The sequence below is a fragment of the Streptomyces sp. NPDC016851 genome (genome assembly GCF_055562795.1).
On sequence record NZ_JBVHEP010000010.1, the window covers coordinates 130,354 to 155,386 of the forward strand.

At 71.1% G+C, this 25,033-nt stretch carries 20 protein-coding genes; 8 read left to right on the plus strand and 12 right to left on the minus strand.

The annotated features are described in order from the left end of the window. Positions 1–24: 24 nt before the first annotated feature. From ACZ3I3_RS18060 to ACZ3I3_RS18070, 3 genes are read right to left on the minus strand one after another with little or no spacing between them, the layout of a single operon-like run. Entirely contained in the window at positions 25–1,227 is a 1,203-nt protein-coding gene (locus ACZ3I3_RS18060) for a thiolase family protein (protein ID WP_467366153.1), read from the minus strand. Beyond that, the gene (locus tag ACZ3I3_RS18065) at positions 1,224–1,868 is read right to left on the minus strand and encodes a CoA transferase subunit B (RefSeq protein ID WP_467366155.1); all 645 of its coding nucleotides are present in this window, start codon (positions 1,866–1,868) and stop codon (positions 1,224–1,226) included. The genes ACZ3I3_RS18060 and ACZ3I3_RS18065 overlap by 4 nt, the downstream gene beginning before the upstream one ends. After that, the gene (locus ACZ3I3_RS18070) at positions 1,868–2,623 is read right to left on the minus strand and encodes a CoA transferase subunit A (RefSeq protein WP_467366157.1); all 756 of its coding nucleotides are present in this window, start codon (positions 2,621–2,623) and stop codon (positions 1,868–1,870) included. Before ACZ3I3_RS18070 ends, ACZ3I3_RS18065 begins: the two co-directional genes overlap by 1 nt. A 224-nt stretch (positions 2,624–2,847) precedes the next feature. Here ACZ3I3_RS18070 and ACZ3I3_RS18075 point away from each other — a divergent pair, with 224 nt between their 5' ends. Next, complete coding sequence (locus tag ACZ3I3_RS18075) at positions 2,848–3,312, plus strand: MarR family winged helix-turn-helix transcriptional regulator (protein WP_467366159.1); 465 nt, start codon at positions 2,848–2,850, stop codon at positions 3,310–3,312. Between the two features lie 47 nt (positions 3,313–3,359). Here the strand turns inward: ACZ3I3_RS18075 and ACZ3I3_RS18080 are convergent, their stop codons facing one another. Beyond that, positions 3,360–4,367: a DUF3048 domain-containing protein gene (locus ACZ3I3_RS18080; RefSeq protein WP_467366161.1), complete on the minus strand. Its 1,008-nt coding sequence runs from the start codon at positions 4,365–4,367 to the stop codon at positions 3,360–3,362. Positions 4,368–4,568: 201 nt separating this feature from the next. Here ACZ3I3_RS18080 and ACZ3I3_RS18085 point away from each other — a divergent pair, with 201 nt between their 5' ends. Next, positions 4,569–5,759, plus strand: coding sequence for a zinc-dependent alcohol dehydrogenase (locus ACZ3I3_RS18085; RefSeq protein WP_467366163.1), 1,191 nt, complete (start codon positions 4,569–4,571; stop codon positions 5,757–5,759). A gap of 37 nt (positions 5,760–5,796) precedes the next feature. Here the strand turns inward: ACZ3I3_RS18085 and ACZ3I3_RS18090 are convergent, their stop codons facing one another. Then, positions 5,797–6,861, minus strand: coding sequence for an ATP-dependent DNA ligase (locus tag ACZ3I3_RS18090; RefSeq protein ID WP_467366165.1), 1,065 nt, complete (start codon positions 6,859–6,861; stop codon positions 5,797–5,799). 74 nt (positions 6,862–6,935) lie between these two features. On the opposite strand from ACZ3I3_RS18090, the gene ligD reads away from it, so the two are divergent. After that, on the plus strand, positions 6,936–7,967 hold the full coding sequence (gene ligD, locus ACZ3I3_RS18095) for a non-homologous end-joining DNA ligase (RefSeq protein WP_467366167.1): 1,032 nt from the start codon (positions 6,936–6,938) through the stop codon (positions 7,965–7,967). On the opposite strand, the gene ACZ3I3_RS18100 is transcribed toward ligD, so the two are convergent. Beyond that, positions 7,954–10,095 (minus strand): OmpL47-type beta-barrel domain-containing protein, encoded by a 2,142-nt coding sequence (locus tag ACZ3I3_RS18100; protein WP_467366436.1) that lies wholly within the window; start codon positions 10,093–10,095, stop codon positions 7,954–7,956. The two genes, ligD and ACZ3I3_RS18100, sit on opposite strands and share 14 nt — an antisense overlap. A gap of 47 nt (positions 10,096–10,142) precedes the next feature. Beyond that, a complete protein-coding gene (locus ACZ3I3_RS18105; RefSeq protein ID WP_467366169.1) occupies positions 10,143–12,620 on the minus strand; it encodes a ThuA domain-containing protein in 2,478 nt (825 codons plus the stop codon). A 189-nt stretch (positions 12,621–12,809) separates the two neighbouring features. Here ACZ3I3_RS18105 and ACZ3I3_RS18110 point away from each other — a divergent pair, with 189 nt between their 5' ends. Further along, positions 12,810–13,799 (plus strand): multicopper oxidase domain-containing protein, encoded by a 990-nt coding sequence (locus ACZ3I3_RS18110; protein ID WP_467366171.1) that lies wholly within the window; start codon positions 12,810–12,812, stop codon positions 13,797–13,799. An 83-nt stretch (positions 13,800–13,882) separates the two neighbouring features. Further along, positions 13,883–14,917, plus strand: a complete 1,035-nt coding sequence (locus ACZ3I3_RS18115) for a LacI family DNA-binding transcriptional regulator (protein WP_467366173.1) — start codon at positions 13,883–13,885, stop codon at positions 14,915–14,917. 15 nt (positions 14,918–14,932) lie between these two features. On the opposite strand, the gene ACZ3I3_RS18120 is transcribed toward ACZ3I3_RS18115, so the two are convergent. After that, positions 14,933–15,715: a VOC family protein gene (locus ACZ3I3_RS18120; RefSeq protein ID WP_467366175.1), complete on the minus strand. Its 783-nt coding sequence runs from the start codon at positions 15,713–15,715 to the stop codon at positions 14,933–14,935. Between the two features lie 210 nt (positions 15,716–15,925). On the opposite strand from ACZ3I3_RS18120, the gene ACZ3I3_RS18125 reads away from it, so the two are divergent. Next, a complete protein-coding gene (locus ACZ3I3_RS18125; protein ID WP_010042893.1) occupies positions 15,926–16,171 on the plus strand; it encodes a WhiB family transcriptional regulator in 246 nt (81 codons plus the stop codon). A gap of 114 nt (positions 16,172–16,285) precedes the next feature. Here the strand turns inward: ACZ3I3_RS18125 and ACZ3I3_RS18130 are convergent, their stop codons facing one another. The 3 genes from ACZ3I3_RS18130 to ACZ3I3_RS18140 all read right to left on the minus strand — a co-directional run bounded on the left by ACZ3I3_RS18130 (position 16,286) and on the right by ACZ3I3_RS18140 (position 20,814). Next, positions 16,286–17,272 carry an acyl-ACP desaturase gene (locus tag ACZ3I3_RS18130; RefSeq protein WP_467366177.1) on the minus strand — a complete coding sequence of 329 codons (987 nt, stop codon included), beginning with the start codon at positions 17,270–17,272 and terminating at the stop codon, positions 16,286–16,288. 190 nt (positions 17,273–17,462) lie between these two features. Continuing rightward, a complete protein-coding gene (gene ddaH / locus ACZ3I3_RS18135; protein ID WP_467366179.1) occupies positions 17,463–18,239 on the minus strand; it encodes a dimethylargininase in 777 nt (258 codons plus the stop codon). Positions 18,240–18,429: 190 nt separating this feature from the next. Further along, complete coding sequence (locus ACZ3I3_RS18140) at positions 18,430–20,814, minus strand: Orn/Lys/Arg family decarboxylase (RefSeq protein ID WP_467366181.1); 2,385 nt, start codon at positions 20,812–20,814, stop codon at positions 18,430–18,432. Between the two features lie 285 nt (positions 20,815–21,099). On the opposite strand from ACZ3I3_RS18140, the gene ACZ3I3_RS18145 reads away from it, so the two are divergent. Beyond that, on the plus strand, positions 21,100–21,477 hold the full coding sequence (locus ACZ3I3_RS18145) for a hypothetical protein (protein WP_467366183.1): 378 nt from the start codon (positions 21,100–21,102) through the stop codon (positions 21,475–21,477). 54 nt (positions 21,478–21,531) lie between these two features. Then, positions 21,532–22,728: an ABC transporter substrate-binding protein gene (locus tag ACZ3I3_RS18150; protein WP_467366185.1), complete on the plus strand. Its 1,197-nt coding sequence runs from the start codon at positions 21,532–21,534 to the stop codon at positions 22,726–22,728. Here ACZ3I3_RS18150 and ACZ3I3_RS18155 read toward each other — a convergent pair. Then, positions 22,712–25,033 (minus strand): ATP-binding cassette domain-containing protein, encoded by a 2,322-nt coding sequence (locus tag ACZ3I3_RS18155; RefSeq protein ID WP_467366187.1) that lies wholly within the window; start codon positions 25,031–25,033, stop codon positions 22,712–22,714. The genes ACZ3I3_RS18150 and ACZ3I3_RS18155 overlap by 17 nt on opposite strands.

The window sequence follows — 25,033 nt, forward strand, 5'->3', positions numbered from 1 at the left end:
CACATCCGGCCCGCAGCCGAACGTCTACCGTTCCAGAACGAGCGCAAGCCCCTGTCCCACCCCGATGCAAAGCGTGGCGACACCAACACCCCCGCCAAGCCGGGCCAGCTGATGAGCAACGGTCCCGGCAAGCCGAGCCCCCGACGCACCCAGCGGATGCCCGATAGCGATCGCACCACCCCGCGGATTGAGAATGGCCGGATCGAACTCGGGCCACTCGGCCACACACCCCAGCACCTGCGCGGCGAACGCCTCGTTCAGCTCCAGCACGGACAGATCGCCAAACCCCCTGCCCGCCTTGGCCAAAGCCCGGTTCACCGCCTCGACCGGGGCAAGCCCGAAGTAGTGCGGGTCGATCGCGGACACGCCGGTCGCGGATACCCGGGCCAGCGGCTCACGCCCCGTCGCCCTCAACCCCTCCTCGTCCACCAGCAACAGCGCCGCCGCACCGTCGTTGAGCGGCGACGCGTTGCCCGCCGTCACCGTCCCGCCCTCCGTACGGAACGACGGCTTCAGCCTGGCCATCGCCGCCAGGGACGCATCCGGCCGGACACACTCGTCGGTGGCGAAGACCACCGGGTCACCCTTGCGCTGCGGAATCTCCACCGGCGCCAACTCGGCGTCGAGGAACCCGGCCCGCTGAGCCTCCGCGGCCTTCTCGTGACTGAGCAGCGCGAACTCGTCCTGCTGCTCCCGCCCGATCTTGTGCTTGTCGGCGATGAGTTCGGCAGACTCACCCAGCGGAATCGTCCACTGCGGCTCCATCCGCGGATTGACCATGCGCCAGCCGAGGGTCGTGGAGTACAGCTCGGTGTGCCCGGCCGGGAAGGGCCTGTCGCTCTTCGGCAGGACGTACGGCGCCCGGGTCATCGACTCGACCCCGCCGGCCAGCGCGATCGAGGCGTCGCCGACGGCGATCGCACGGGCCGCCTGGATCACGGCCTCCAGGCCGGACGCGCACAGCCGGTTGACGGTCACGCCCGGCACGGAGGTGGGCAGGCCCGCGAGCAGGGCGGCCATCCGGCCGACGTTGCGGTTCTCCTCACCGGCGCCGTTGGCGTTTCCGAAGTACACGTCCTCGATCCGCGCCGGATCCAACTCCGGTGAACGGGCGAGGAGTTCGCGAATGGCGTGCGCGGCCAGGTCGTCGGGACGCACGCCCGCCAGTGCGCCGTTGTAGCGGCCGATCGGCGTGCGGACCGCGTCGACGATGTAGACGTCCTTCACTTCACGCCCTCCGGCACGGTCAGTTCGGCGTCGGTCTTGGCGGCGATCTCGGCGGCGGTCGCGCCGGGCGCGGTCTCGACGAGGACGAGTCCGTCGTCGGTGACGTCCAGGACGCCGAGGTCGGTGATGATCCGGTTCACGCACCCCTTGCCGGTCAGCGGCAGGGCGCACTCGGTGAGGATCTTCGGGGAGCCGTCCTTGGCGGTGTGCGTCATCACGACGACGACCGTACGGGCGCCGTGCACGAGGTCCATCGCCCCGCCGATCCCGGTGATCAGCTTGCCGGGGATCGCCCAGTTGGCCAGGTCGCCCCGCTCGGACACCTGCATGGCGCCGAGCACCGCCACGTCGATGTGCCCGCCCCGGATCATCGAGAACGACAGCGCCGAGTCGAAGAACGACGCACCCGGCAGGACTGTCACCGTCTCCTTCCCCGCATTGATCAGGTCCGGGTCGACGGCGTCCTCGGTGGGGTATGGACCCGTGCCCAGGATGCCGTTCTCGGATTCGAGGACGACCTCGACGCCCTCGGGCAGGTAGTTGGGGATGAGGGTGGGCAGGCCGATGCCGAGATTGACGTACTGCCCGTCCCTCAGCTCCCGTGCCGCCCGCGCGGCCATCTCCTCGCGACTCCAGGCCATCAGGACCTCACCGTCCGCTGCTCGATCTTCTTGTCCGCCGCCTGCTCGGGGGTGAGGGCGAGCACCCGCTGCACGAAGATCCCCGGCAGATGCACCGCGTCCGGGTCGATCTCGCCGGGCTCCACCAGCTCCTCCACCTCGGCGATCGTGACCCGCCCGGCCATCGCGGCCAGCGGGTTGAAGTTCCGGGCGGACTTGCCGAAGACCAGATTGCCGTGCCGGTCGCCCTTCGCGGCCCGGACCAGGGCGAAGTCCGTGCGGATGCCCCGCTCCAGCACGTACTCCGTGCCGTCGAACTCCCGGACCTCCTTCGCCGGGGAGGCGATCGCGACCCCGCCCTGCCCGTCGTAGCGCCATGGCAGCCCGCCCTCGGCGACCTGTGTGCCCACCCCGGCCGGGGTGTAGAAGGCGGGGATCCCGGCGCCGCCGGCCCGCAGCCGCTCGGCCAGCGTGCCCTGCGGGATCAGCTCGACCTCCAGCTCACCGGCCAGGTACTGCCGGGCGAACTCCTTGTTGGCGCCGATGTAGGAGCCCGTCACCCGGCCGATCCGGCCGGCCGCCAGCAGGACCGCCAGGCCCGACTCCATCGCCCCGCAGTTGTTGGAGACCACCGACAGCCCGGTCACCCCGCGCTCGTACAGCGCCCCGATCAGCACGTTCGGCACACCGCTCAGCCCGAAACCGCCCACCGCGAGCGACGCGCCGTCCGGGACGTCGGCCACCGCCTCCAGGGCTGTGGCGACCACCTTGTCCATCCGAGAAGCCCCATCTCTTCCGAGCGACCCGACCGCTATTTAGTCAGGGCACTGAGTATTTCCGTGAAGCTGCTCTCACGCTGCCATCGGGACGGAAGGGCGTCAAGACCTCGGTTAATCCGCCCGTGATCCCTTGTGCGGGCGGCAGACAGGCCGGGAGTCGCCGGGTATTGTTCAGTGCACCGACGAATACTCGGCAGGACGAACGCGAGCGAGGGGTGCACATGGCGGCGGCGGACCTCACCACCCACCCGGGGCACCTGGCCCGGAGGCTCCAGCAGGCGCACTACCTGCTGTGGAACACGATGGTCTCCGAGGAGATCACCTCGCCCCAGTACGCGGTCCTCAACACGCTCGTCGACGAGCCCGGTCTTGACCAGCGCACGGTGGGGGAGCGGGTGGGCCTGGACCGGTCGACCGTCGCCGAGGTGATCAGCAGGCTCAGCCGGCGCGGCCTCCTCGACAAGGTCCGCGACCCGGAGGACGGCCGCCGTTCCCTGCTGCGTCTCACGGCCGAGGGCGAGCGCACCCACCGCAAGCTGACCGTGCGCACGGCTCGGATGAACCAGGTGTTCCTCGCCCCGCTGTCCGCCGAGGAGCGGACGGTGTTCTTCGACCTCATCCGGCGTGTCGCGGACGCGGCCGAGGGGCTGCGCAACCCGGGGGAGCCCCTGGTGGCACCCGGCTGACGGGCTTGACCGGCCGGCGCGTCGCGGACGCCGGCGCGGCCCGCGGGTCAGGACGCCTTGGCGTACACCACCCACACCTGGCCCTTCGCGAAGTTCACCGGTGTGCCGTCGCCGGTGGTGAACGCCGTGCCGTCCGAGGCGTCCTCGCGCTTCCAGTTCACGTCGTAGGCCCGCCCGTCGCGCAGCACCCTGGCCTTCCCGGAGCCCACCGTCTCGGTGTACGGCGTGTTGTTGCCGAGGAAGTCACGGAAGGCGGACTCGCGGACCTTCACGTACTGCACGACGACCGTCGCGGCCGCCAGCCTCTTCCCGTCGGCCGTCGTGGCGGGCGCGCCGTCCATGCCGACCAGCCAGCGGCCCTGGGAGTCCGACCAGGTGAAGGTGAAGCGGGCCGCCGGGTAGCGCACCGTCTGCGAGGTCGCCGCCGTGCCGCCGGCCGGGGCGGAGCCGTAGCGGAAACCGGTGGTCAGGGCGGCCGGTCCCGGGACCTCGGGCACGATCCGCTCGGGCCGCAGAAAGAGGTTGTGCGGGGCGGGCTTGCCCGAGCCGCGGAAGTAGGCACCGGGGGCGCTGCCCGGCGTCTCGGCCCGCAGCGGTGCCTCGTCGATCAGCGGCAGGAGCTTCTTCTGCGCGCCCGAGAAGGCGAGCGTGGGCCGGTCGAACTGGCGCAGCAGTTCCAGATCCGACTCGCGCGCGCTGCGCACCGGGCCCACCGTCTCCGGCAGCCGCGTCGCGTACACCGCCATCAGCCGGCTCAGTCCGCCCTCGACCTGTTCCGCGTACACCACGTCCGCCGCGTCGACGCCGGTGTGCGGGCGGGCCGCGGCGGCGTTGTCGAGCTTGACGGCGAGCACGGAGGAGCCGGTCGCCGACGGGGAGGTGCCCTGCTCCGACTGTCTGGAGGTGCCCCGTCCGTCGTCGCCGGGGCCGCTCCCGCCGGTGGTGCAGCCCGCCGCCAGGGCGGCCGTCACCGCGGCGGCCAGCAGCGCCGCCGTCGCCGTGGCGCGCCGTCCGCGCGCTCCTCGTTCCCTGCCCACCGTCGCCACCGGCCCCATGTCATCGATTTGTCTTGATTGTGCTCTTATATGTCCACCGATGGCCATACCCGATCAATTCTGACGGAGGGTCTTCGCTTCGTCCGCCGTTCGGCTCAAGGTTCGGCTCAAGGTTCAGCGCGGATGCGCCCGGGTACCCGGGCCTCGCCGACTGACCGACCGGCCGACCGACGCGCACGCTGACGGAGGGAGCGCGAGGCGATGAGGGCTGTGACCTGGCAGGGCAAGCGGGACGTCCGGGTGGAGAACGTGCCCGATCCGGAGATCCGGGAACCGACGGACGCGGTCATCCGCGTGACGTCCACCGGGCTGTGCGGTTCTGACCTGCACCTGTACGAAGTGCTCACGCCGTTCATGACACCCGGGGACATCCTCGGTCACGAACCCATCGGCATCGTCGAGGAGGTCGGCGCCGGCGTCCCGGACCTCCAGGCCGGGGACCGGGTCGTGGTGCCCTTCCAGATCGCCTGCGGCAACTGCTGGATGTGCCTGACCGGCCTGCCCACCCAGTGCGAGACCACCCAGGTCCACGGCGAGGGCATGGGCGCCGCCCTGTTCGGCTACACCCGCCTGTACGGCTCCGTGCCGGGCGCCCAGGCCGAGTACCTGCGCGTCCCGCAGGCGCAGTACGGCCCGATCAAGGTGCCTGAAGGTCCGCCCGACGACCGTTTCGTCTACCTCTCCGACGTCCTGCCCACCGCCTGGCAGGCCGTCGCCTACGCCGAGGTGCCGCAGGGCGGCAGCATCGCCGTGCTCGGCCTCGGCCCCATCGGCGACATGGCCTGCCGCGTCGCCCAGGTCAAGGGCGCGGGGCGGGTGTTCGGCGTGGACCTGGTCCCGGAGCGGCTGCGCCGGGCGCGCTCGCGCGGTGTGGAGACGTACGACCTCAGGTCCTTCGACGACGAGAAGGAACTCGTCGAGGCGATCCGCGACGAGACCGACGGCCGCGGCCCCGACGCCGTGATCGACGCGGTCGGCACCGAGGCCCACGGCAGCGCGGCCGCCAAGCTCGCCCAGCAGGCCACGGCGATCATGCCCCGCAAGCTGAGCGGCCCGCTCGCCGAACGCTTCAGCATCGACCGCCTCGCCGCCCTCTACACCGCCATCGACCTGGTCCGCCGCGGCGGCACCATCTCGCTGTCCGGCGTGTACGGCGGCATGGCCGACCCGATGCCGATGCTCACCCTGTTCGACAAGCAGATCCAGATGCGGATGGGCCAGGCCAACGTCCGCCGCTGGAGCGACGACATCATCCCGTACCTGACCGACGAGGACCCGCTCGGCGTCGAGGACTTCGCCACCCACCGGGTGCCGCTGTCGGAGGCCCCGCACGCGTACGAGATGTTCCAGCGCAAGCAGGACGGCGCGGTCAAGGTGCTGATGCAGCCCTGACGGGCCCTGATGCAGCCCTGACGGATCCCCGTGCGTCCTACGCGCCGAGGATCTCCGCCAGGTCGTAGCGGACCGGCTCCTGAAGCTGCGCGTAGGTGCAGCTCTCCGGGGTCCGGTCCGGGCGCCAGCGGCGGAACCGGGCGGTGTGCCGGAAACGCTGCCCGTTCTCCATGTGGTCGTACGCCACCTCCGCCACCCGCTCGGGCCGCAGCGGCACCCACGACAGGTCCTTGCGGCCCGACCAACGGCTCGGCGCCCCGGGCAGCCGGGCCTTCTCGTGCGCCGCCTCCTCGGACCAGGCCGCCCACGGATGCCCCTGGACATCGTCCATGCGCAGCGGCTCCAGCTCCTCCACCAACTCGGCGCGCCGCTTCATCGGGAACGCGGCGGACACGCCCACGTGCTGGAGGGTGCCCCGGTCGTCGTACAGGCCGAGCAGCAGCGAGCCCACCACGGGGCCGCTCTTGTGCAGGCGGTACCCGGCGACGACCACGTCCGCCGTCCGCTCGTGCTTGATCTTGAACATGGCGCGCTCGTCCGGCCGGTAGCGCACGGTCAGCGGCTTGGCGATGACCCCGTCCAGACCCGCCCCCTCGTACTGCTCGAACCAGCCGCGCGCCACCTCGATGTCGGTGGTCGCCGGAGCCAGATGCACCGGCGCGGTCACCCCGGACAGCTCCCGGCCCAGCAGCTCCCGCCGCTCGGTCAGCGGGGCGTCCATCAGCGACTCGTCCCCCAGCGCCAGCAGATCGAAGGCGACGAACGACGCCGGTGTCCGCTCGGCCAGCATCCGCACGCGCGAGTCCGCGGGGTGGATCCGCTCCGTCAGGGCGTCGAAGTCCAGATGCCCCTCCCGCGCGATCACGATCTCCCCGTCCACCACCGAGCGCTTGGGCAACCGCTCCCGCACGGCCGTCACCAGCTCGGGGAAATACCTGGTCAAGGTCTTGCCCGTACGGCTGCCGAGCTCGACCTCGTCCCCGTCGCGGAAGACGATCGCCCGGAACCCGTCCCACTTCGCCTCGTACTGCATGCCCGACGGGATCGTCGCCACCGACTTGGCGAGCATCGGCAGAACAGGGGGCATCACCGGCAGATCCATGGTCCGATTCTGCGCCCATATGACAGGGAACGCCCGATGTGCGAGGTGTGCGGGGTGCGCCTAGCGTGGCTCGCATGGGTGACGCGGTGGAGCTGGAGGCGGGCGGCCGGACCGTACGGCTGTCCAGCCCGGACAAGGTGTTCTTTCCGGAGCGGGGCTTCACCAAGCTGGACCTCGCCCGCTACTACCTGGCCGTCGGCCCCGGCATCCTGCGCGCCCTGCGCGACCGCCCCACCACCCTGGAGCGCTACCCCGAGGGCGTGACCGGCGAGAACTTCTTCCAGAAGCGGGCGCCGAAGAACATGCCCGACTGGATCCCGACCGCGCACATCACCTTCCCCAGCGGCCGCAGCGCCGACGAGATGTGCCCCACCGAGGTCGGTGCCGTGGTGTGGGCGGCCCAGTTCGGCACCCTCACCTTCCACCCCTGGCCGGTCCGCCGCGACGACGTCGACCGCCCGGACGAACTCCGCATCGACCTCGACCCGCAGCCCGGCACCGACTACGAGGACGCCGTACGCGCCGCCCACGAACTGCGGGCCGTCCTCGACGAGTTCGGCGGACTGCGCGGCTTCCCCAAGACCTCCGGCGGCCGGGGCCTGCACGTCTTCGTGCCCATCGAACCCCGCTGGACCTTCACCCAGGTCCGGCGCGCCGCCATCGCCGTCGGCCGGGAGATGGAGCGGCGGATGCCGGAGCAGGTCACCATCAAGTGGTGGAAGGAGGAGCGGGGCAAGCGCATCTTCATCGACTACAACCAGACGGCACGCGACCGCACGATCGCCTCCGCCTACTCCGTACGCCCCCGCCCGCACGCCCCCGTCTCGGCGCCCCTGCGCTGGGACGAGGTGGGGGTCGCGCACCCCCAGGACTTCGACCTCGCGACGATGCCCGCGCGCTTCGCCGAACTCGGCGACGTGCACGCGGACATGGACGACCACCGCTACTCCCTGGAGGCCCTGCTCGACCTCGCCCGCCGCGACGAACACGACCACGGCCTGGGAGACCTGCCGTACCCGCCCGAGTATCCGAAGATGCCGGGGGAACCCAGACGGGTACAGCCGAGCAGGGCCCGCAAGGAGAAGCAGCCCCCTACAACTCCTTGATCCGGATGTCCCGGTACGACACCACGTCCGTCGTGCCGTGCACCTGGAGCCCGATGTAGCCGGAGGCGAACCGCCGCCCGTCCGTGCCCGGGTCGTCCGAGCGGGGCGGGGTGAACTCCTGGCCGCCGGTGTTGTCGAACTCGTTGATCAGCACGCCGTTGCGGAACACCGAGTAGTGCTGGCCCTCCACACGGACCTCGTAGTCGTTCCAGGTGCCCTTCTGCGTCACACCCGCGCCGGCCAGGCCCACGCGGTCGAAGCCGTAGACCGACCCCGTCTTGTACATGTCGCCGTCGGGCCGGTCGAGCACCTGCACCTCGTGCCCGTACTTGATGGCGACCCACTCCGGCCGGGACTCCTCCGGGTGGTCGTGGACCCACGGGAAGCGCACGAAGACACCCGAGTTGGCGTTGCCCGTGCCGGGAGCGTCGTCACGCCACTGGAGCTTCAGCGAGAAGTCGCCGTACTTGCGCTGCGGGAACCACAGCATGCCCATGCCGGGCGTCGTGGTGCTGGAGGTGATCGTCTTGTCCGGGTTCAGCCCGAACGAACCGCCCCCCACCTGCTGCCACTTGGCCAGGGACTCCGCGCTGCCGTCGAAGAGCGCCCGGTAGCCCTCGGTCTGCCCCGGCTTGCCGATGCCGGACTGGCGGGCGGCCTTGCGGACGGCGTTGTACTCGCGCTGGTCGATCACGCCCTCCTTCAGCAGTGCGTCGAGCACCGACGTCACGTGCTTGAGGAACAGCGCGTGGGACGTCCACTCCTTCTCGTCCTCGATCAGCTCGCCGATCCGGCAGCGGTTGTCGGTGACCCGGTTGCGCACCCCGGAGTCGACCTCGCCGACGATGACCGTCAGCCGCTCGTCGTACTCCGGGCAGTCCGGCGCCGGGACCTGGCCGGAGACGACGGTGAAGGTCACCGTCAGGGCCGCCGAGGTGTTGCCCGCCTTGTCGGTCGCGCGGTACGCCACGGTGTGCGCGCCCGCCCGGTCGACCACCACCGGGGCCGTGTAGGCCAGGTACGGCCCGCCGTCCAGCGAGTACTCGATCCTCTCGACGCCCGAGCCGTGCGCGTCGGTCGCCGTGACGGTCACCCGGGCGCTGTTGACGTACGCCCCGTCGGAGTTCTTCGTGCCCTCCACGGTCACGCCCGTCACCGGCGGCGTCGTGTCCTGCGGCGGCGCCGCGACGACCGTGAACTGCACGCTCTTCTCGGCCGCCACGTTGCCCGCCTTGTCCGTGGCGCGGTAGCGGACGGTGTGAGCGCCCACCTGGTGCACCATCACCGGCGCGGTGTACGGCTGCCAGGCACCGGAGCCGACCGCGTACTCGATCGTGTTCACCCCGGAACCCGTGTCGGACGCGGAGACGGTGACCGTCGCCATGTCGACGTACGCCCCGTCCGGGTTGCGCTCACCGCTCACCGTCGCCGAGGTCTCCGGCGCGGTCGTGTCGTCCGACTGCGGCGCCACCACCGTGAAGGCGGTGCTCTTCTCGGCGGACACGTTCCCCGCCTTGTCGAACGCGCGGTAGCGGACCTTGTGGGCGCCGACCTGGTCGACGACGACCGGCGCGGTGTAGGGCTGCCAGGCGCCCGCGTCGCCGATCGCGTACTCGATCCTCTCGACGCCGGAGCCGCCCTCGTCGGTGGCGTGGATCGCCACGCTCGCCGAACCGACGTACTCGCCCTGCGTGTTCTGCGTCCCGCTCACGTGCGCCGACGCCTCGGGCGCGGTCGTGTCCTCGCCGGTGTCCTCGGTCACCACCAGGATGCCCTGCATCTGGCCGTGGCCGGGGATGGTGCAGTGGTAGAAGTACCGGCCGGGCGTGAGTGTGACCTGGGCGGTGTGCTTGCCGCCCTGGGCGTCGTTCGGATTGGCCAGGATGTTGAGCTGCACGTCGTTGTTGAACTCGGGATCGCTGGTCACGAACGTCAGCGTGTGCGGCATGCCCGTGGTGTTGCCGGTGGCCACGCTGTTCTCGAACACGATCGTCGCGCTGCCTGCGACCGCCGTCTTCGGCGCCGAGAGGTACTTGTCGATGTCGTTGCCGGCCGTCCAGGTGAGGACCTGTTCGGCGGCCGGCGCCCGCGTCTGCCCGGCGGCGGGCAGCGCCTGCACGCCGAGCATCACGAGCAGGGCGGCCAGCAGGGCGGCCCAGATTCTTCGTTGCCGGATCACTCGGTCCCCCTCGCCAGCAGACCGGCGGCCGGGGTCGGCCCGCCGCCCTTGTAGGTGACCCGCCACAGGGCCGACTTGGAGTCCGAGGTGAAGAAGCCGCGTCCGTAGTCGAGGACGTACAGCGCACCGTCCGGACCGAACTTCCAGTCCATGAGGTTCTTGATGCCGTCGTTGCCGATCGGCACGATCTTCTTCAGCGACTCCGAGTGCACCGGCAGACCGCCGTCGCCTTGCGTCTTCGGGTCCATGAGCACCGCGTTGCGCGGCTGGTCGGCGTCGTAGAAGTCACCGACGAACCACTTGCCGTCCCAGTACGCAGGCCACTTGACCGCACTGTCCGCCGCGACCGTGTCGTACCGGTAGACCGGCCCGTTCATCGCGGCCTGCCCGCCGCCCTTCAGCCAGGGCAGCCGGTACGTCGCGTCCTCCGGCTTGTACGACGGGACGCCGTTCGCGTCCCGCGGGTAGTCCGGCGCGCCGCCCTGCGGCGAGTACCAGATGTTGTTGCCGGTGACCGGCGGCAGATTGACCAGGCCGTCGTTGTTCGGCGACTCGTTCTTCGGGCGGTCGCAGTCGTACCAGCCGAGCGGCTGGGACGGATCGGGCAGATTGCGGTCCCGGTAGGGCTGCTTGTTGCCCATGCAGTACGGCCAGCCCCGGTTGCTCGCCTCGGTGATGGCGGCGAACGTGTCGTACTTGGCCGGACCCCAGGTCGTCGAGGGCGCGCTCGCGTCCGGGCCGACCCAGCCCGCGTAGAGCACGTCAGTCGACTTGTCGACGAAGATACGGGCGGGGTTCCTGACCCCCATCACATAGATCTCGCCGCGCGTCTTGCCGCCGCCCTCGTCGGTCTCCTTCCCGGTGAAGAGGTTGCCCTCGGGGAGCGTGTACGTCCCGTCCGGCTCCGGGTGGATGCGCAGGATCTTGCCGTTGAGGTTGTTGGTGTTGCCGGCCGTGCGGCGCGCGTCCGCGAAGGAGACGCCCTTGTAGTTCGGCTGCGGGTTGTTGCCCGAGTAACCGCCGCTGAACCCGCTGGAGTTGTTGTCCCCGGTGGCGATGTACAGGTTGCCCTTGGAGTCCCAGGCCATCCCACCGCCCGAGTGGCAGCAACTGTGGATCTGCACCGGCCACTTCAGCAGCACCTTCTCGCTGCCCAGGTCCAGCTTGTTCGTCGCCTGGTCGAGGGTGAAGCGGGAGACCCGCCGCTCGGCCATCCGCGTGTCGCGGTTGATCTGGGAGTGCGGCGTGTAGTGCAGGTACACCCAGCCGTTCTGCTCGAACCTCGGGTCCAGCTCGATCCCGAGCAGCCCCTCCTCGACCTTGACCAGTTCGTCGCCGCCGCCCTTGTTACCGAAGACGGTCAGCGCGCCGGCCAGGGTGACCTGCTTGGTCTTCGGGTCGTAGACGTGGATCTCGCCCTTGCCCTTGCCGATGTCGGGGTTGTTCCAGTCGGTGACCACGGGCTGCGAGGAGTCGGCGCCGCCCCGGCCGATGTAGAACACCCGGCCGTCGGGCGCGGTCACCAGCCCGTGCGGCTCACCGATCTGGTCGTTCCGCCCCGGCTGGTTGGGCTTGGTCAGCCGCTCCGCCGCGTAGTTGGCGTTGATGGTCGCCTTGCAGTCGGCCTGCTCCAGCCGGGTCGTCCACATCAGCGCGCCGCGCAGATGGGCACGGAAGTCGGCCTCGTCGTACGACGACACCGTGCCGCCCATGCCGGTGTAGAAGGAGCGTCCGCCGTCATAGTCACGGCACCAACTCACCGGATGGTCCCAGCCGTTGGCACCCGCCCCGGGCTGATAGGTCGACTCCCGGACCCGGGCCACCGTATGGACGTCGCCCGACGGGTTCTTCACCCAGTTGAGCCACTTGTCGGGGCGCTTCCACTGCACCGGCAGGTCCTTGGTGGCCGGATGCCTGCGGTCGCCGACCTCCACCGTCGCCCGCTGGGCGGACGCCGGGTTCGACGCGGCCGGTCGGGCACCCACCAGTCCGGTGAACCAGTCCGAGTACGGCTCAGCGCGCGCCGCGTCATGGATGCCGACGAACCCGCCGCCGGCCTCCATGTAGGCCTCCAGGCCCGCCTCCTGCTCCGCGTCGAGGACATCGCCCCCGCCGGTCAGGAACACGATCGCGTTGAAGCGGCCGAGCTTCTTGTCGTTGGTGAACACCGAGGCGTCGTCGGTGGCCTGCACGGTGAAGCGGCGGTTCGCCGGTCCCGACACCCCGATGTCCTCGATGGCCTCGATCCCGGCGTTCACGACCGGCGACTCCTCCCCGGCCGCCGCGGAACCGTGGAAGATCAGCACCCGTACATTCGCGCCGCCCGGCGGCGACTTGATCGACATCGTTGTCAGCGGGGGTTCTGGGTACGGGCCCGCGTGGGCGGGCCCGGCCAGCAGTCCGGCGGTCACGGTCCCGGCGGCCGCGGAGGCCGCCCAGACACGTCTTCCCTTGCTCAACCCTCGTAAGTGCATGGGCACCTCCACGGTCACAGCAACACCGCCAAGGAAGCTAAACCCCTTTGCACGGCTCGCCAATACCTATGACCGTGATGGCCCCAACTTTGTCTTGAGTGTGGATAAACGGGAGCGCGACCGGTACCGTCTCACAGGTTCATCACAGGTACGTCTCCGTAAAAGCCTTACCAGGGTGGGGAGTTCCGCATGGACAGACGCAGCTTCAACCGGCGGGTCCTGCTGGGGAGCGCGGCCGTCGCGACATCGTTGTCCGTGGCGCCGGAGGCCGTCAGCGCGGCCGGACCGGTCAAGACGGCACCGGCCGGGGGCGAGGTGAGACGCATCAAGCTCTACGCCGAGAGGCTCGCCGACGGACAGATGGGCTACGGCCTGGAGAAGGGCAAGGCGACCGTCCCCGGCCCGCTCATCGAGCTGAACGAGGGCGACACGCTGCACATCGAGTTCGAGAACACCATGGACGTGGCGGTGAGCCTGCACGTCCACGGCCTGGACTACGAGATCACCAGCGACGGCACGAAACTGAACCGCAGTCATGTCGAGCCGGGCGGCACCCGCACCTACACCTGGCGCACCCACGCCCCCGGCCGCCGCAAGGACGGCACCTGGCGGGCGGGCAGCGCGGGTTACTGGCACTACCACGACCACGTCGTCGGCACGGACCACGGCACGCAGGGGCTCCAGAAGGGCCTGTTCGGCCCGGTCATCGTCCGCCGCAAGGGCGACGTCCTGCCGGACCGCACGCACACGGTCGTCTTCAACGACATGCTCATCAACAACAGGCCGCCGCACTCCGGGCCCGACTTCGAGGCCACGGTGGGTGATCGCGTCGAGTTCGTCGTGATCACGCACGGCGAGTTCTACCACACGTTCCACATGCACGGTCACCGCTGGGCGGACAACCGCACCGGCATGCTGACCGGCCCCGACGACCCCAGCCCGGTCATCGACAACAAGATCACGGGCCCGGCCGACTCGTTCGGCTTCCAGGTCATCGCGGGGGAGGGGGTCGGCGCAGGCGCCTGGATGTACCACTGCCATGTGCAGAGCCACTCCGACATGGGGATGGTGGGCCTGTTCCTGGTGAAGAAGCCGGACGGCACGATCCCCGGCTACGACCCGCACGACCACGGGGGTGATCACTCCGGGCACAACAAGCGGGAGGAGCACGCGCACTGACGGTCGCGCGGGCGCGAGAGCGCTCTCACCATCTGCGCGTCCGGGGCTATCCTGATCCGCATCCGCAGGTGAGGAGCCCCGAAGTGACCGACACAGCGCCGCGTCCCACCCTGGAGGCCGTGGCAGCCCGGGCCGGGGTCTCGCGGGCCACCGTCTCGCGCGTGGTCAACGGCGGGGACGGGGTCCGGGACATCCTCGTCGAGCGGGTCCGCAAGGCGGTGGAGGAGCTCGGGTACGTGCCCAACCAGGCGGCCCGCAGCCTGGTGACCCGGCGGCACGACGCGATCGCGGTCGTCGTCGCCGAACCGGAGACCCGCGTCTTCGCCGACCCCTTCTTCGCGCTCCAGCTGCGCGGCATCAGCAAGGAACTCACCGCCCACGACAACCAGCTCGTCCTGCTGCTCACGGAGGGCCGGGACGACCACGCCCGGGTCGGCCGGTACCTCGCCGGCGGGCATGTCGACGGGGCGCTCGTCTTCTCCCTGCACCTCGACGACCCGCTGCCGGAACTGATCCAGCGGGCCGGTGTCCCCACCGTCTTCGGCGGGAGGCCGGGCTGGAGCGGAGACCGGCGCGGCGTGGTGTACGTCGACAGCGACAACCGCGGCGGCGCCCGCGACGCCGTCCGCCACCTGGCCGGCCTCGGCCGCACCCGGATCGCGCACATCACCGGCGCCCTCGACCAGACGTCCGCCGTGGACCGGCTCGACGGCTACCGGGACGTCATGGTGGACGCCGATCCGAGGCTGATCGCCGAGGGCGACTTCACTCCGGCCGGCGGCGAGCGGGCGATGCGCGAACTCCTCGGCCGCTGCCCGGACCTGGACGCGGTGTTCGCCGCCAACGACCTCACCGCCTCGGGGGCGCTGCGCGTCCTGCGCGAGGCGGGTCGCCGCGTCCCGGACGACGTGGCCGTGATCGGCTTCGACGACATGCTGCCCCTCGCGGAACAGACCGATCCGCCCCTGACGACGGTCCGTCAGGACATCGAGGAGATGGGCCGCCTGATGACCCGCCTGCTACTGCGGGGGCTCGACCGCGGCACTCCACAGGAGGGCGTCGGCACACCCTCCAGCGTCGTCCTGCCGACGACGCTGGTTCGGCGGGCGTCCGCGTAGCCCCGCGCCGGTGCCTCAGGCCGGCTGCGGCTCGCTGCGGATCACCGCGAAACGCGCCCCGTACGGGTCCGTGAGCTTGGCGAGGCGCCCGACGCCCGGCAGGTCCGTGGCGGGCATGCGGACCGTGCCGCCCAGTTCCCGGGCCCGGGCGACGGTGGTGTCCGGGTCGGTGACCTCGAAGTACGGCAGCCAGTGGGCCTCCTCCTCGGCCGCGTCGGCCAGGGGGACGAGGCCGCCGAACATGGCGTCCTCGCTCTCCCCGGCCGGGGTGAGGGTGGTGTAGGTGCCGCCGGGGAAGTCGACGCCGACCGTCTCCAGGCCCAGCACGGAGTGGTAGAAGGCGGCAGCGGCCGGGACGTCCGCGGTGTACAGCTCCAGCCAGCACAGCGAGCCGGGCTCCCGGACGACGTCCAGGCCCTTGTTGCGGCCCGGCTGCCACAGGCCGAAGGGCACCCCCGCCTGGTCGGCGAGGATCGCCATGCGGCCCAGGTCCTGCACGTCCATGGGCTGCATCCGCACCGAGCCGTGCGCCTGCCCGGCCGCCCGCGCCGTGGCGTCCGCGTTCGGGGCCTGGAAGTACACCGTCCAGGAGGGCGGGCCCTGTTCCGGGGTGGTCTGCATGCCACCGGCCGTGGTCCTGCCGTCGAGCTGGAAGAGGCCGTACCCGCCGACCTCGGGCCCACCCGGCTGGAACCGCCAGCCGAACAGGCCGCCGTAGAAGGCGGCGGCGCCGTCGATGTCGGGGGTGCCGAGATCGATCCAGTTCGGAGCGCCGGTCACATAACGGGTGGTGAGCATCGCCGTCTCCTCGCACAGGTTCCGTCGTCCGCTCTGCCGAGTCTCGCACCGGCCACTGACAAGCGCCGCCGGGGCGTGATGGCGGGTTTCCGCGCGCCGCCGTGCGTCGGCGGGTCCGGAGGGAGACCATCAAGGTGGCCGGAGGCCCGTCCACGCGGTGTTGATCGCGCGTTGATCGAACGTTTTTCGCCCTCCGGAACGCTTCTGGGCATGCACATCGACACCATGATCTCGCCCGAACTCGCCTGGCAGCAGGAGGCGTTGTGCGCACAGACCGGGGCGGACTTCTTCTTCCCCGAGCCCGGCAGTTCGGTACGGGAGGCCAAGCGGATCTGCGGCCTGTGCCCGATCCGTGACGCCTGCCTCGAATACGCGATGGACAACGACGAACGGTTCGGTGTCTGGGGCGGTCTGTCGGAGAAGGAGCGGCTGGAGCTGCGGCGTACGTCGCGGTAGCCGCGTGTGCGTGCCTGCCGGGAAGACGGGGCCGGCGGGCACAACACCGAGGCCCCGGCCGCTCGTGGCGGCCGGGGCCTCGCAGTCGTGGAGCCGGACGGGCCGGGCCGGCCGTCAGGCGCCGGCGGCGCCCGCCCGGGCCGCCATGCGGGCCTTGCGCGCGGCCAGCTTCTCGTCGAACTTCGTCGCCTCGCTGTCCAGGCCGCCCATGTACAGGCCCAGTTCCTCCTGCGCCTTGCGGCCCTCGGCGCCCAGGCCGTCGATCTCCATGATCTTCAGGAAGCGCAGCACGGGCTGGAGCACGTCGTCGTGGTGGATGCGCAGGTTGTAGACCTCGCCGATCGCCATCTGCGCGGCGGCGCGCTCGAAGCCGGGGATGCCGTGGCCGGGCATCCGGAAGTTCACGACCACGTCCCGCACGGCCTGCATGGTCAGGTCGGGGGCGAGCTCGAAGGCCGCCTTGAGGAGGTTGCGGTAGAAGACCATGTGCAGGTTCTCGTCGGTCGCGATGCGGGACAGCATGCGGTCGCAGATCGGGTCGCCGGACTGGTGGCCGGTGTTGCGGTGCGAGATGCGTGTGGCCAGCTCCTGGAAGGCGACGTAGGCGATCGAGTGCAGCATCGAGTGCCGGTTGTCCGACTCGAAGCCCTCGCTCATGTGCGACATGCGGAACTGTTCCAGCTTGTCCGGGTCCACCGCGCGCGAGGCGAGCAGGTAGTCCCGCATCACGATGCCGTGCCGGCCTTCCTCGGCCGTCCAGCGGTGCACCCAGGTGCCCCAGGCGCCGTCACGGCCGAAGAGCGAGGCGATCTCGTGGTGGTAGCTGGGGAGGTTGTCCTCGGTCAGCAGGTTCACGACGAGCGCGATGCGGCCGATCTCGGTGACCTTCGACTGCTCCTTGTCCCAGGCCTCGCCGTCCTCGAAGAGGCCGGGGAAGTTGCGCGCGTCGCTCCAGGGAACGTACTCGTGCGGCATCCAGTCCTTGGCGACCTGCAGATGCCGGTTGAGTTCCTTCTCGACCACTTCCTCCAGGGCGTACAGCAGCTGAGCGTCGGTCCAGGCGCCGGCGGGGCTGCCGAGGTGGGGAGTGGTGATCGTCATGGACTCTCCAGGGGGACATGCGTACGAGCGGTGAGCGGTAACCTACGGCATCGTAGGCTACGTTTCCGTAGGTTACGTTGCCGTAGGTTAAGAGCGCTGTAAAGGCCGCTGATCAGCGGTGTCGCTCGTCCGCGCGTCCACCGCCCCTGGAGCCGCAGGTCGAGGGGCTGGACCGGGGCGTGCCGCCTCCTCAGGCGTACAGCTCCCGCAGCCGCACCGAGAGGCACGTCACACATCCCTCGAGCTTCTCGAACTCGCTGATGTCCACGACGACCGGTTCGTACCCCAGGTCCGCGAACAGCTCCGCGGTCTTCGGCGCGCTGGCCGCCATCAGCAGTTTCGCACCGCCGAGCAGCACGACGTGCGCACCGGCCTCCTCGGGCACCGGCAGGAAGCGCCCGAACAGCGACGGCGTGTCCATCTTGGGGATGTGCCCGATGACCGTCCCGTCCGGCAGCGCGGTGACGGCCGACTTCAGATGCAGCACCTTGGTCACCGGTACGGCGACGACCCGCGCGCCCAGCGGTTCGAACGCGGCCCGCAGCTGCTGGACGCCGGCGGCGTTGGTGCGCCCGCCCCGGCCCACGTACACGGTGTCGCCGATCTTCAGTACGTCGCCGCCCTCCAGCGTGCCCGGCTCCCAGATCCAGTTCACCGAGCAGCCCAGACCGGCCACGGCCTCCTCGACCCCGGCGGTCTCGTCACGCCGGGACTCGGCGCCCGGGCGGGCGATCAGCGCCACGTTCTTGTACATCACGACCGTGTCCTCGACGAACACCGAGTCCGGGCAGTCGTCGGCCGGCTCCACCTCGATGGTCTCCCAGCCGTGCGTGCGCAGGGCCGCCACGTACGCCTCCCACTGCTCGACCGCGAGGTCGGCGTCGACCCTCTCCCGCTCGATGTGCGTCACCAGCCCTTCGGCAAGACGCGGGCTGGGGCGGCGGACGAGGGCCTTCTTGCTGGGCACGAGCGTGACTCCGTATGGGGTGGGACATGTCTGGACGGCACCGACGGAACCCATCGGGCGTCGGCCGACCATCATGCAGGGCGATCCCGGAAGACGACACCCCCGGGGGAGGACCGGCCCCGGACCTCGGTACCCGCCGCTCCCGGGACCGGCCGGGCATGAAGGCGTCAGCTCACCCCTGCCCCCGAACTCACACCACCGGCTCGGCCCCCTCCGGGGCGCTTCGCTGGGCTGGTGTCGTCGTGGTGTCGGTGCGCTCGGACGTGTCCGGGCGGAGGCATTCGATCTGGTAGTCGCCGGTGTCGGGGTCGCGGACCACTCCGTGGGTCTCGCTGGCGAAGCCGGGGAAGCGGCGGTCGAAGGACTCCAGGGCGGTCAGGTACCGCAGCAGAGGGCCGTCCGCCGTGCCGGCGCTTTCGCCCGGCATGAGGACGGGGATGCCCGGCGGTGTGACCGTGACCATGGCCGCGGCGACCCGGCCGGGCGCGTCGGCCAGGCGGATCCGCTCCGTGCCGCCGCGGATCAGGCGCTGGTAGCACAGCTGGGGCGGGACGACCGGCTCCGGCAGGTCGCGGAAGGCGGTGTCGAGGAGTTCGACCAGGCGGAGCTCGCGCAGCTGGTTGTGCATCTCCTGGCACAGTCCGCGCAGAGTCAGCCCGGAGTAGCGCCGCGGGTGCTCGGCGACCAGCGCCGGCAGGACGCGGTCGAGCGGCGCGTCGCCGTCGTAGAGGTCCTTGAAGTCCATCAGGGCGTCCAGCAGCGTGCCCCACTTGCCCTTGGTGATGCCCATGGAGAACAGCACGAGCGTGGTGTAGCTGTCGGTCTTCTCGACGACGATGCCCCGCGTCCCCAGATACGCGGTGAGCACCCGCGCGGGAATGCCCCAGTCGGACACCTCACCCGTGGCGCTGATCCCCGGGCAGGTCAGGGTGACCTTGATCGGGTCGAGCATGCAGTAGCCGTCGGCCAGCCCCGGGAAGCCGTGCCAGTCCGCTCCGGGTTCGAGATGCCAGCAGGACGGTTCCGTGCGCAGCAGATCCGCCGGTGCCTCGCCGAAGGGCAGACGCGCCCCGCTCTCCGGGTCGGTCACCTCGGTCGGCTGCCACACGCCGAAGAACCAGGGCGGCCGGTCCCCGGCGGCCTCGATCCGCCGCCCGATGCGCACCATCTCCTGGCGGAACCGCACCGCCTCGGTCACCGCCTCGTCGAGCAGCCACTGCCCCTGCGGGCCGTCCATCATCGCCGTGGCCACGTCCAGCGAGGCGATCATCGGGTACAGCGGCGACGTGGTGCCGTGCATCATCAGCGCCTCGTTGAACCGCTCGTGCTCCACCGGCGCCCGGGGCGCGGGCCGGACATGCACCATGGCGCTCTGCGACAGCGCCGCCAGCAGCTTGTGCGTGGACTGGGTCGAGAAGACCGTCGGCCGGTCGGGCCCGGGGAAGCCCGCCTCGTCCACCGACATGCCGTAGCGCCCGGCGTACAGCGGGTGGAAGCGGGCGTAGGCGAACCACGCCTCGTCGAAGTGCACCCGGGGCGAGCCGGCGGCCAGGGCCCGGGCCGCCGCCAGCGCGTCGTAACACAGCCCGTCGTACGTGGAGTTGGTGAACACGGCGTACTGCGCGCGCGACGACACCGCGTCCCGCGTCAGCGGACTCGCGGCGATCCGCGCCGCCACCGAGTCCGCCGCGATCTCGCCCGGCGGCAGCGGCCCCGCGAGGCCGTAGCCGTTGCGGGTGGGGACCAGGTACACCGGCCGCGCGCCGGAGACGACCAGGCCGTGCAGGACCGACTTGTGGCAGTTGCGGTCCACCAGGGCGATCTCGTCGCGGGTCACGCTGAAGTGGCCGACCAGCCGGTTGCAGGTGGAGTCGCCGTGCAGCACGAAGTACGTGTGGTCGGAGCCGAAGACCCGCGCGGCGTTGCGCTCGGACTCCCCGATGGGCCCGGTGTGCTCGAACAGCGAGCCGAGCTCCTCCACCGAGATCGACAGGTCGCTGCGCAGCAACCGCTCCCCGAAGTAGTCGTGGAACGCCCGGCCCACGGGTGACTTCAGGAAGGCGACACCGCCCGAGTGCGCGGGGGTGTGCCACGAGTACTCGTGCGCGTCGTCGAAGCGGCGCAGCGCCTTGAAGAACGGCGGCAGCAGGGCGTCCTGGTAACCGCGCGCGGCGGTGGTGATCCGCCCCGCGATGAACGCCGGTGTGTCCTCCAGCGGCCACACGTAGCCCACGACCGCCTGCGACACCCACAACGGCAGGTCTCGCAGCCCCTCGTCCGCCATGACCAGGAACACCGGCAGGTTCTGGAAGCGGCACCCGATCCGGCGCAGCACCGCCGCCCCGCCCGGTTCGCCGTCGGCCCCAGGCCCGGGCGGAAGATCCCAGGCGACCACCGCGGCGGCGAGGCCGGCCTCGGTCCTGAGCGCCGCCTCGGCGTCGGCGACGCTCACCACCCACCGGACCTGTAAGCCGCGCCCCCGGATCGCCTCGGCGATCCTCGCCAGCTGCCCCGCGGCCGCGCCCCCGTCCTCCGGACGCTCCGCCACCGCCACCAGAACCGTGCTCTCGGTCATGTCGCCCCCTCCGGGCAGCCCCGCGCCACCCCCGCATCCCAGTCTTGGCGGGCCCGCACGCGTGATCGGCCGGCGGAGTGCCAAACCACCCCATCGGTCACGGCCAAGGGCCGCACCTTGACGTGTCAACGCCCGCGCGCCCGGCATCCCGTCGGAGTACCTGATCAACCGTCTTGCAGATGATTCACCTGGTCGCGGCCCATGCCGATCTTCCGAGGCGTCGTTAGGCGCAGTGATCCCGGCCGAACCGGCCGGGACCGATCCAGCGGAAGGAAACCGACAGAGATGTACGGCACACGACGTATCGCGGTGGTGGCCTCGATCGTGGGGATGCTGATGGCCGTTCCCGCCGGCATGGCCACGGCCCATGCCGGGGACGGCGACGCGGGGGCGGGCGGTGTGCTGTCCAACCTCTCCGGCAGGAACTCCTCCGGCCACGCCAACCTCTGCGGCACGGGCAAGGTGGCGCTGTTCAAGGAGCGCACCTGTGTCACCGAGGACGACGGCAAGGGCGGCGGTGACCAGGCGGGCCCGAGCGGCGGTGTCCTGTCCAACCTGCTCTTCGCCCGGAACGCCTCGGGCCACAGCAACAACTGCGGCAACGAGACGGTGGCGGTGTTCAGCAAGACCACCTGCGTGACCGAGGACCGCTCCGGTCACTGACCGGCCGCACCGATCCAGTCCGGCCGCACCGATGCAGTGAGGAGAGGGGCCTCGATGTCGTCACCTTCTTTGTGTGTGGGCGTGGTAGCGCCCCTGACGGGTCGACTGGCCCCTCTCGGGTCACCGTTGTCGTACGTGCTGCGCAGGCTCGCGCCCCGGCTCGCGCACCTCCGCAGCGGCGGCCGCCGCTACGCCGTGACCGTCGCCGTGCGCGACAGCCGCTCGGATCCCGACGCGGCTCGGCAGGCCGTACGGGAGCTGGCCGGTGCCGACGGGGCGAACCTCGTGCTCACCATGGCCGGGACCCGGGTGCTGCCCGCCGTCACCGACGCCTGTGAAGAGGCCGGGGTCCCCTGTGTATCGACCACGTTCCCCTGGCAGGCGTACGTCGACGCGCGCGGTGCCGAGCCGGGGCAGCGCTTCCGGTGGACGTACCACTTCGCGTGGGGACTGGACGACATCGCCGCCGTCTTCGCCGACCTGTGGGAACGCGTCGACGGCCAGGGCGCCGTCGGCTGCCTGTGGAACGACGACGTGCAAGGACGGCTGCTGCGCCACGACCGGTACGGCTTCGCCCCGGTGACGTCCCCGCGCGGACACACCCTGGTCGACCTCGGTGCCTACCGGGAACCGGCCGACGCCTTCCACGCCCAGGTCGAGCGGTTGCGCGAGCACGGTGCCGGCCTCGTCACCAGCGCCGCCACCGCCACCGACCTCGCCCTCTTCCACCGCCAGGCCCGGGAGGCAGGGGTGCGTCCGCGGCTGATCACCTGCTCGCGCTGGCTGACCTACCCGCACACCCACACCACCCCCGCCCCCGGCGTCCACGGGGAGCTCGCCGACGCGCGCGTGGCCACCCTCGTCTACTGGAGCCCCGGCCACCCCTACCGCTCCGGTCTGGACGGCACCACCTGCGCCGAACTCGCCCACGCCTACCGGCAGGACACCGGCGCCGGCTGGCTCCAGCCCCTCGGCCTCGCCCACGCCCTGGTGGAGACCGCCCACCACGCCCTCACCGTCGCGGCCGACCCCACCGACCGGGCGTCCGTCGCGCAGGCCCTCGCCGGCACGACCCTCGACACCATCGCCGGCACCCTCGACTGGACCCGCGGACCGACTCCCAACATCGCCCTGCTGCCGCTGGCCGGCGGGCAGTGGCAGCACGGCCGAGGCGGCCCGCGCCTCGCCGTCGTCAGCAACACGGCGCTCCCGGAGGTCCCGCTCACCGGGGAGCTCACACCGGCACACTGACGGCCGATGCCGCCACGGCCCGCCGCAGGTGCTCTCCGGTGTACGAACCCGGCGCGTCCAGGAGCCGGCGCGGCGTCCCCTCGAAGATGATCTCGCCGCCGTCCCGGCCGCCGTCCGGGCCGAGGTCGATCACCCAGTCGGCCCGGGCGACCACGTCCAGGTTGTGCTCCACGACGACGATCGTGTTGCCCGTGTCGACCAGCCGGTCCAGCAGGGCGACGAGTCCCTCCACGTCCGCCATGTGCAGCCCGGTCGTCGGTTCGTCGAGGACGTAGACCGCGCCCGTCCGGTGCAGCCGCGTGGCCAGCTTGATGCGCTGCCGCTCGCCGCCGGAGAGCGTGGACAGGGGCTGGCCGAGTGTCAGATACGTCAGTCCGACGTCCCGCAGGGCGCGCAGCCGGCGCCGTACGCCCGTGTCGTCGAAGAAGGCGAGCGCCTGCTCGGCCGTCATCTGCAGGACGTCGGCGATGGAGCTGCCCTTCACCGTCAGCCGCAGCACCTCGTCCTTGAAGCGCCGCCCCTCGCAGTCGTGGCAGGTCGACGTCACCGGGTCCATGAAGGCGAGGTCGGTGTAGATGATGCCCCGGCCCTCGCAGGTGCCGCAGGCGCCGCCGGAGTTGAAGCTGAAGAGGCCCGCCTCGGCCCCGGTCTCGCGGGCGAAGATCTTCCGTACCGTGTCCATGATCCCGAGGTAGGTCGCCGGAGTGGAGCGGCCCGAGATCCCGATCGACGACTGGTCGACGACCACGGCGTCGGGGTGCGCGGCGGTGAACTCCCCGACCAGGGTGCTCTTCCCGGACCCGGCCACCCCGGTCACGGCCGTGAGCACACCGGCCGGGAACCGCACGGTCACGTCGCGCAGGTTGTGCCGGTCGGCGCCCTTGACCCACAGCTCGCCGTCGGCCTGCCGCACCTGTTCCTTGACCGCCGTACGGCGGCGCAGACAGCCCCCGGTGAGCGTGTCGGAGGCGGCCAGTGAGGCCGGTGTGCCCTCGAAGACCACGCGGCCGCCCTCGGCGCCGGCGCCCGGCCCCATGTCGACGACGTGGTCGGCCAGCGCGATGACGTCCGGGTCGTGCTCGACGACCAGCACGGTGTTGCCCTTGTCGCGCAGCCGCAGCAGCAGATCGCCGAGACGGCCCACGTCGCGCGGGTGCAGGCCGACGCTCGGCTCGTCGAAGATGTACGTCATCCCGGTCAGGCTGGATCCGAGGTGCCGCACCGTCTTCAGCCGCTGCCCCTCGCCGCCGCTGAGCGTCGATGTCTCCCGGTCGAGGCTGAGGTAGCCGAGGCCGATCGCCTCGACGCGCTCCAGCGCGGCCACGGCCGCCCCCGCGACCGGCCCGGCCACCGGGTCGTCGATCTCCTTCAGTACGGCGATCAGGTCCGTGATCTGCATCCGTGCGCAGTCGGCGATGTTCCGGCCGCCGATCCGGGTGGCGAGCGCCGCCGCGTTGAGCCGGGCCCCCTGACAGACCGGACAGGTGCCCTCCACCAGGAACTCCCGGACCAGGTCCCGGGTCTTCTGGCTCATGGCCGACAGGTCCCGCTTCAGGTACAGCCGCTCGAATCGGTCGGCCAGCCCTTCGTAGTCGGTGGTCCAGGTGCCGCCGCTGCCGTTGACGGTGACCTTGCTGCCGGGCCGTCCGCGCATCAGGAACGCGCGCTCGGCGGCGGTGAACCGCCCCACCGGCTTGTCCGGGTCCAGGTCGGGGCTGTTCGTGTAGGTCCGGCCCTGCCAGGTGCCCGCGGCGAACGGCGGGAAGCGGACCGCCCCGTCCGCCAGGGAGCGCTCGGGATCCAGGAAGCGGTCCCAGTCGGGCCGCACCGTGCGGCCGAGGCCGTCGCACTCGGGGCACATGCCCGACGGGTCGTTGAACGAGTACGCGGTCGCCGGCCCGGCGCTCGGGGTGCCGTGCCGGGAGAACAGCACCCGGATCACCGAGTAGATGTCCGTCATGGTGCCGACGGTCGACCGGGAGTGGCCGCCGACCGGCCGCTGGTCGACGACGATCGCGGGGGCAAGGTCCTCCAGTCCGTCCGCGCGCGGCCGCTCGAACTTGGGCAGCCGGTTGCGGACGAACCACGGGTACGTCTCGTTCAGCTGGCGCTGCGACTCCACCGCGATCGTGTCGAAGACGACGGACGACTTCCCCGACCCCGAAACGCCGGTGAACACGGTCAGCCGGCCTTTCGGGATGCGGAGGGTGACGTCCTTGAGGTTGTTCTCGCGGGCTCCGGTCAGGGTGATGACGTCGTGCGTGGTGACATCGCGGGTCGTCACCTCGTGAGTGAAGTCGGTCAT

What these genes read in the sequence shown, in the direction of transcription:
- ACZ3I3_RS18065 (WP_467366155.1), bottom strand. Translation starts at nt 1,868, where the DNA reads ATGGCCTGGAGTCGCGAGGAGATGGCCGCGCGGGCGGCACGGGAGCTG.
- ACZ3I3_RS18070 (WP_467366157.1), bottom strand. Translation starts at nt 2,623, where the DNA reads ATGGACAAGGTGGTCGCCACAGCCCTGGAGGCGGTGGCCGACGTCCCG.
- ACZ3I3_RS18075 (WP_467366159.1), top strand. Translation starts at nt 2,848, where the DNA reads ATGGCGGCGGCGGACCTCACCACCCACCCGGGGCACCTGGCCCGGAGG.
- ACZ3I3_RS18080 (WP_467366161.1), bottom strand. Translation starts at nt 4,367, where the DNA reads ATGGGGCCGGTGGCGACGGTGGGCAGGGAACGAGGAGCGCGCGGACGG.
- ACZ3I3_RS18085 (WP_467366163.1), top strand. Translation starts at nt 4,569, where the DNA reads ATGAGGGCTGTGACCTGGCAGGGCAAGCGGGACGTCCGGGTGGAGAAC.
- ACZ3I3_RS18090 (WP_467366165.1), bottom strand. Translation starts at nt 6,861, where the DNA reads ATGGATCTGCCGGTGATGCCCCCTGTTCTGCCGATGCTCGCCAAGTCG.
- ligD (WP_467366167.1), top strand. Translation starts at nt 6,936, where the DNA reads ATGGGTGACGCGGTGGAGCTGGAGGCGGGCGGCCGGACCGTACGGCTG.
- ACZ3I3_RS18100 (WP_467366436.1), bottom strand. Translation starts at nt 10,095, where the DNA reads ATGCTCGGCGTGCAGGCGCTGCCCGCCGCCGGGCAGACGCGGGCGCCG.
- ACZ3I3_RS18105 (WP_467366169.1), bottom strand. Translation starts at nt 12,620, where the DNA reads ATGCACTTACGAGGGTTGAGCAAGGGAAGACGTGTCTGGGCGGCCTCC.
- ACZ3I3_RS18110 (WP_467366171.1), top strand. Translation starts at nt 12,810, where the DNA reads ATGGACAGACGCAGCTTCAACCGGCGGGTCCTGCTGGGGAGCGCGGCC.
- ACZ3I3_RS18120 (WP_467366175.1), bottom strand. Translation starts at nt 15,715, where the DNA reads ATGCTCACCACCCGTTATGTGACCGGCGCTCCGAACTGGATCGATCTC.
- ACZ3I3_RS18125 (WP_010042893.1), top strand. Translation starts at nt 15,926, where the DNA reads ATGCACATCGACACCATGATCTCGCCCGAACTCGCCTGGCAGCAGGAG.
- ACZ3I3_RS18130 (WP_467366177.1), bottom strand. Translation starts at nt 17,272, where the DNA reads ATGACGATCACCACTCCCCACCTCGGCAGCCCCGCCGGCGCCTGGACC.
- ACZ3I3_RS18140 (WP_467366181.1), bottom strand. Translation starts at nt 20,814, where the DNA reads ATGACCGAGAGCACGGTTCTGGTGGCGGTGGCGGAGCGTCCGGAGGAC.
- ACZ3I3_RS18145 (WP_467366183.1), top strand. Translation starts at nt 21,100, where the DNA reads ATGTACGGCACACGACGTATCGCGGTGGTGGCCTCGATCGTGGGGATG.
- ACZ3I3_RS18150 (WP_467366185.1), top strand. Translation starts at nt 21,532, where the DNA reads ATGTCGTCACCTTCTTTGTGTGTGGGCGTGGTAGCGCCCCTGACGGGT.
- ACZ3I3_RS18155 (WP_467366187.1), bottom strand. Translation starts at nt 25,033, where the DNA reads ATGACCGACTTCACTCACGAGGTGACGACCCGCGATGTCACCACGCAC.